The following is a 637-nucleotide window of genomic DNA, read 5'->3' as shown; positions in this document are numbered from 1 at the left end:
CGCTGTTATTGCAGACACGGTTTAAGTCGTTGATTGATCAGATTGAATTGAAGGTGGATGCCGATGGGATGCATCTGAATGGTTTTGACGTCATTCGGAACACGCTGGATCAATTTGAACCAAGCGCGCAACGCGCTCTGGTGTTAAGCAAAGCGCTCAACAATCACCTGTTGAACACCCCAATAAGCGGACAAAATCAAAGAGCCGAAATAACGAGAAACAAGGTCGCTGCATGACGAAACGTAAAAGATCATGGCTCCGTATTTTGGGAATCGTTGTGATGTCGCTAGCGATTTTTATATTCTGTATTTTTTTATCGGTGGTGGTGTTCTATTTGATCGTTTCTAACACGAAGGACGATTCGGTGAAACAACTGCATTCTAAGGATGGGAAAGCGACGTTTACTTTACCTGTTAAATATGAAGCGGATGATGCAGATAAAAATCTGATTACCTTTGCTTTTCATTATCCGAGTATGGAACCTATAAAACCAGGAAACGCACCTGAAAAAGATCAGATAAAAATATATCTAAGCCCAACAATAGCCCCTGATCGTTCCAGTTGCGTATTCTGGTCAACGTGACCGCTCATTCTGGCCGATCGTGACCGCTGCGCCTGCGATGTTGTTACGCGGTTA

At 43.6% G+C, this 637-nt stretch carries 2 protein-coding genes; both read left to right on the top strand.

Going from position 1 to position 637, the window contains the following annotated elements; all coding sequences use genetic code 11:
• On the top strand, positions 1-236 hold a 236-nt coding region (locus tag QN379_RS23470), incomplete at its 5' end, for a hypothetical protein (protein ID WP_323507771.1).
• Positions 233-583, top strand: a complete 351-nt coding sequence (locus tag QN379_RS23465) for a hypothetical protein (RefSeq protein WP_323507770.1) — start codon at positions 233-235, stop codon at positions 581-583. The genes QN379_RS23470 and QN379_RS23465, both read left to right, overlap by 4 nt.
• The last annotated feature ends 54 nt before the right edge of the window (positions 584-637 follow it).

It is taken from the genome of Glaciimonas sp. Gout2 (assembly GCF_035018905.1).
GTDB lineage: Bacteria > Pseudomonadota > Gammaproteobacteria > Burkholderiales > Burkholderiaceae_D > Glaciimonas.
The sequence above is the reverse complement of the archived record's forward strand: the minus strand, read 5'-3'. Positions and strand labels throughout refer to the sequence as shown.